Raw genomic sequence first — 4,736 nt, 5'->3', positions numbered from 1 at the left:
GTGCTGGTGAACCTGGCTACCCGTGTCGGGCTGACCGTCCAGGTGAACGTGGTCGCCACCTGCTGCAACGACACCACCAGCGACTCGAACAAACGGGTCTGCTCCGGCGACAGGACTCGTTCGGGGGCGATCACATTCTTCGGCATGAACCCGACACCGCTCGCGACACCACCGACCTCGACGCCACGACCACCGGCGAGACAATCGCCGCCGACCCCGGCCCCGTCCGGCGGTTCACCGGCAGCACTGGCCGTGCGCCGCGACCGCTATCGCCGTGCGCACAGCCTGCGCGCGGAGGTCGACGACCCCGCCCACCACATCGTGCTGCCGATCGGCGGCGAGTACCGCGCGGTGACGATGCCCGCCGAACTCGGCGAACAGGTACGCCGAAGGCTGGCGGGCGGCGGGATCTCCGCCCCGGTCATCGAGCACCGGCGCTCGCGGCGCTGGACGTTCCTCACCGCTGCCGCGGGTGCGGGCTCGCTGGGGCCGAAGGATTCGGCGCATCTGTTCCGCATGTTCGCCACCATCGCCGCCACCGGCAGCGACGTGGTCCTGCCGTCGCCGGAGGACGAGCGCACCGGCTGCCGGACCTGGGTGGAACCCCCCGCCGAGCCCGCCGAACTGCCCCCGCTCACCACGGTCGTCGACGCCACCCTCGCCCTCGGGCACCCGAGACCGCGGCGTCCGCGGTGAGCCGCCCCGGCATCCGCGACCGCGGGAGGGCAGGCAGCGAGCGACGCGCTCCTAGCGATGACTCCCCTGGTGGCGACTTCCGGGGTGGCTCAGCCGCGCGCGGCGGCGGCCTGCCTGCGCAGCTTCTCGACGGTGGCGCCGGGATCGTCGGTGTTGTAGACGGCCGAACCCGCCACGAAGCAGTCAACGCCAGCGGCGGCGGCCTGCTCGATGGTGTCGGCGTTGATGCCACCGTCGATCTCCACCAGCAGCCGCAGTTCGCCGGAATCGACCAGCCTGCGCACCGCGCGCGCCTTGTCGAGCACGTGCGGGATGAACGACTGGCCGCCGAAGCCGGGTTCGACGCTCATCACCAGCAGGGTGTCGAAGTTCTTCAAGATCTCCAGATACGGCTCGATCGGGGTGTTCGGTTTGACCGACAGCCCGGCCTTGGCGCCCGCCGCCCTGATGTCGCGCGCCACGGCGACCGGGTCGTCGGTGGCCTCGGCGTGGAAGGTCACGTTGTGCGCGCCCGCCTCGGCGTAGGGCGGCGCCCAGCGACCCGGATCCTCGATCATGAGGTGGCAGTCCAGCGGGATGTCGGTGGCCTTCAGCAGGCTCTGGACCACCGGGAGGCCGAGTGTGAGGTTCGGCACGAAATGGGCGTCCATGACATCGACGTGCAACCAGTCCGAGCCGTCGACCCGGCGCGCCTCGTCGGCGAGATGCGCGAAGTCGGCGGACAGGATGGACGGTGCGATCATCGGCTCGGCGGGCCGGGTAAACGTGGACACAAGGCGCGAGTGTAGGCGAATCGACCTGATCCGATTGGTAGGGGGCTCGAATGGGTAGCCTGGGCAAGGTGATCAACATTTCGGCGGAGCAGGGGCTGTTCAGTACCCCGGTGGAGATTCGAGTGGCCGCTTCGGTCACGCAGTTGCCCATTGTGCGCGGCCTCGCCGAAACACTGGTCTTACTGAGCGATTTCACGCTCGACGAGGTGGCCGACATCCGCCTCGCCGTCGACGAGGTCTGTTCGACACTGATCGCCGTCGCCGCGCCCGGCAGCAGCCTGGACTGCTGGTTCAGCATCGGGGAACGCGAGTTGCTGGTCCGTGCGACCGGTCTGGCGAAGACCGAAGGCCTGCCCGATCAGCACAGTTTCGGCTGGCACGTGCTGCGCACCCTCACCGATTCGGTGGAGGTGAGCCAGGATTCGTTCGACTCGGCACTCTCCGGATATCCGACGACGGTCTCCTTCCGTCGGGTCCGGGGGAAAGCGTAGTGGTGGCGGCCGAACACACTCCAGGCCAGAAGCACCATCGCTCCACCCCGCCGGAGACCGACGGCGTGGACCACCCCGTCGACCCCGTCACCGGCGGATACGATCACGGCGACCCAGGTAGTGCCGACAGCGACAGTGCCGAGATCCGGCGTGCCGACATCGCCCACGTGGGTGCCGACCACGAGGCCGACACCGACGACGCGACCGATGCCGACACCGACGCGGAGACGGTCGCCGAGGCCGGTTCCGCGGGCAGCTACGACGACCTCGCGGAGCTGTTCGAACGCTTGGCCGCCGCCGAGCCGGGCACGCAGGAGCATGCCGCGCTGCGCGACGAGCTGATCAGCCGGTGCGTGCCGCTGGCCGACCACATCGCCCGCAAGTTCAGCGGTCGCGGCGAGCCCTTCGACGACCTCACCCAGGTGGCGCGGGTCGGTCTGGTGCACGCGGTGGACCGGTTCGACCCGGCGCGCGGCTCCAACTTCCTGTCCTTCGCGGTGCCCACCATCATGGGCGAGGTCAGGCGCTATTTCCGCGACCACACCTGGGCCATGCGGGTGCCCCGCCGGGTCAAGGAGACCCACCTGCGCATCGGCGCGGCCATCGACAGCCTCTCGCAGTCGCTCGGCCGCTCCCCCACCGCCAAGGAGATCGCCGCGGAGCTGGGCGTCGACCCCGACGAGGTGACCCAGGCCGTCATCGCGGGCAACGCCTACCAGCCCAGTTCCATCGACGCCGCCTCCCTCGGCCGGGAATCCGACGCCTCGCTGCTGGACACGCTCGGTGAGGAGGAGGCCCAGTTCGAACGGGTCGAGGAGTACGTGGCCATCCGCCCGCTGCTGGCCGGGTTGCCCGAGCGCGAGCGCCGCATCCTGACCATGCGGTTCTTCGAGTCCATGACCCAGACCCAGATCGCCAAGCAGATGGGCATCTCGCAGATGCACGTCTCGCGCATCCTCGCCAAGACCCTGGCCCGCCTGCGGGAACTGTCCGCCCGCGACTAGCGCCCCTCCCCAGCGCGCTCGCGCTGCCGCCGCACCCGCGCCGGCGCGGACTCCCACCAGGCGGCGTCGAGCAGTTCGGCCAGCCGCTCGGCGTCGACGCGGTCGAGATCCACGAGGATCGCCGGATAGCCGTCGTAGTGCGGGGTCGTGTAGAAGGCCGGGTCGCCCGAGGCCAGCAGCGCCTGCTTCTCGGCCAACGGACAGCGCAGCATGAGCCCGCCCTCGGCCTCCACCCGCAGCCGGGCGAAGCCCTTGCCCGCCACCTTCAGCGCCGGGCTGCGCCACCAGGTCGATTCCTCGACCTCGGGCAGCTCGGTCGCCAGCATCACCACGTCCTGCCAGGTCAGCGTCATGAGGACAGTCTGCCCCGGCGCCGCCGCATCGGCTTGGACGAACGGAACCCGCCGCCGACCGGCACGACGGCACGACTGTGCCCCCGCCGCGCGAGCGGGCCGGGGCACGAGCGGTAGGGCAGTTAGGCTTTCGCCGCGCCGCGCGGAACAAGGGGTGGGTGCCGTGCCGGTGCGGCCCCAGCTGGGCGGCCGGGCCGTCGCCGATGTCGGTGACGCCGGGCAGCAGCTCACGGGTGTCCAGCTGCTCGGCCTCGTGCCTGCGGGTGAAGTCGGCCACCACGGACACGGTCTCGGACAGGTGCGGCGAGCACGTCGAATACACCACCACCCCGCCGGGGCGCAGCAGGCTCCAGGCCGCCGCGAGCAGTTCGCGTTGCAGCCGCACCAGATCGCGGACGTCGCCCGGCTCGCGCCGCCAGCGCGCCTCCGGCCTGCGGCGCAGCGCGCCGAGCCCGGTGCAGGGCGCATCGACCAGGATGCGGTCGTAGCCGGGGGTCAGACCGCTGTCGCGGCCGTCGGCGACACGCACTCGCACCGGCAGGTCCGCGGTGGACTTGCGCACCAGGTCCGCGCGGTGCTCGGCCGGTTCCACCGCGTCGACCACGAAGCCGTCGATGGCGGCCAGCGCGCCGAGCAGGGCCGCCTTGCCGCCGGGGCCTGCGCACAGATCCAGCCAGCGGCCGCCGTCGGGGCCGTGCAGCGGGGCGCGGGTCAGCGCGAGCGCCACCAGCTGGCTGCCCTCGTCCTGCACCGCGGCCATGCCCTCGCGCACCGGCTCGAGCTGAGCCGGATCGCCGCCGTCGAGATGGACCGCGTACGGGGACCAGCGGCCCTCCTCACCGCCGGTCACCAGGGCGAGTTCCTCGGCGGTGATCTCGCCGGGGCGCGCCACCAGATGCACGACCGGGCGTTCGTCGTCGGCGGCGAGCAGGTCGGCCAGCTCGCCCGCGCGGGCGCCGAGCGCGTCGGCGAAGGCCTGCGCGATCCAGAGCGGGTGCGCGTGCTCGAAGGCCAGCCTGCCCACCGGATCCTCGGGCGCCAGTTCGGCCACCCATTCCTGCGCCGAGCGCTGAGATGCCTTGCGCAGCACCGCGTTCACGAACCCGGATCTGCCCGCGCCGAACTCCGCGCGCGCCAGCCCGACGGAGGTGTCCACCGCCGCGTGCGCGCCGATCCTGGTGCGCAACAGCTGGTAGACGCCCAGACGCAGGACATCGAGCAGCGGCCCGTCGATCTCGGCGATCGGACGCCCGGCACAGCGCTCGATCACCGCGTCCAGCAGGCCCTGCGAGCGGCAGGCGCCGTAGGTGAGCTCGGTCGCCAGCGCGGCGTCCCTGCCCTCGATCCGACGCTCCCTGAGCAGGCCGGGCAACACCAGAATGGCATAGGCCTCGCGATCCCGGACCGCGCGCAGCACCA

5 protein-coding genes and 1 pseudogene are annotated in these 4,736 nt (G+C 71.7%); 3 read left to right on the top strand and 3 right to left on the bottom strand.

The annotated features are described in order from the left end of the window. The first annotated feature begins 144 nt into the window (after positions 1-144). Positions 145-696, top strand: a complete 552-nt coding sequence (locus QH283_RS23355; protein WP_280505084.1) for a hypothetical protein — start codon at positions 145-147, stop codon at positions 694-696. Between the two features lie 89 nt (positions 697-785). Here QH283_RS23355 and rpe read toward each other — a convergent pair whose 3' ends face one another. Continuing rightward, complete coding sequence (rpe, locus tag QH283_RS23350) at positions 786-1,439, bottom strand: ribulose-phosphate 3-epimerase (protein ID WP_280505086.1); 654 nt, start codon at positions 1,437-1,439, stop codon at positions 786-788. Positions 1,440-1,537: 98 nt separating this feature from the next. On the opposite strand from rpe, the gene QH283_RS23345 reads away from it, so the two are divergent. Both QH283_RS23345 and QH283_RS23340 read left to right on the top strand, forming a co-directional pair. Continuing rightward, positions 1,538-1,960 (top strand): anti-sigma factor, encoded by a 423-nt coding sequence (locus QH283_RS23345; RefSeq protein WP_280505083.1) that lies wholly within the window; start codon positions 1,538-1,540, stop codon positions 1,958-1,960. A 158-nt stretch (positions 1,961-2,118) separates the two neighbouring features. Next, the gene (locus QH283_RS23340) at positions 2,119-2,964 is read left to right on the top strand and encodes an RNA polymerase sigma factor SigF (protein ID WP_280505085.1); all 846 of its coding nucleotides are present in this window, start codon (positions 2,119-2,121) and stop codon (positions 2,962-2,964) included. Here QH283_RS23340 and QH283_RS23335 read toward each other — a convergent pair. Together QH283_RS23335 and QH283_RS23330 are read right to left on the bottom strand one after the other, a co-directional pair. Then, the gene (locus QH283_RS23335; protein WP_280505082.1) at positions 2,961-3,317 is read right to left on the bottom strand and encodes an MmcQ/YjbR family DNA-binding protein; all 357 of its coding nucleotides are present in this window, start codon (positions 3,315-3,317) and stop codon (positions 2,961-2,963) included. The two genes, QH283_RS23340 and QH283_RS23335, sit on opposite strands and share 4 nt — an antisense overlap. A gap of 124 nt (positions 3,318-3,441) precedes the next feature. Then, positions 3,442-4,734, bottom strand: a pseudogene (locus QH283_RS23330) (RsmB/NOP family class I SAM-dependent RNA methyltransferase); the annotation flags it as partial. Between the last annotated feature and the right edge of the window lie 2 nt (positions 4,735-4,736).

It is taken from the genome of Nocardia farcinica (assembly GCF_029867845.1).
Taxonomy (GTDB): Bacteria; Actinomycetota; Actinomycetes; order Mycobacteriales; family Mycobacteriaceae; genus Nocardia; species Nocardia farcinica_A.
This window is presented reverse-complemented; position numbering and strand designations above follow the sequence as displayed.

Coding starts and splice junctions, on each gene's coding strand:
- rpe (WP_280505086.1), bottom strand. CDS start 1,439: ATGATCGCACCGTCCATCCTGTCCGCCGACTTCGCGCATCTCGCCGAC.
- QH283_RS23335 (WP_280505082.1), bottom strand. CDS start 3,317: ATGACGCTGACCTGGCAGGACGTGGTGATGCTGGCGACCGAGCTGCCC.
- QH283_RS23355 (WP_280505084.1), top strand. CDS start 145: ATGAACCCGACACCGCTCGCGACACCACCGACCTCGACGCCACGACCA.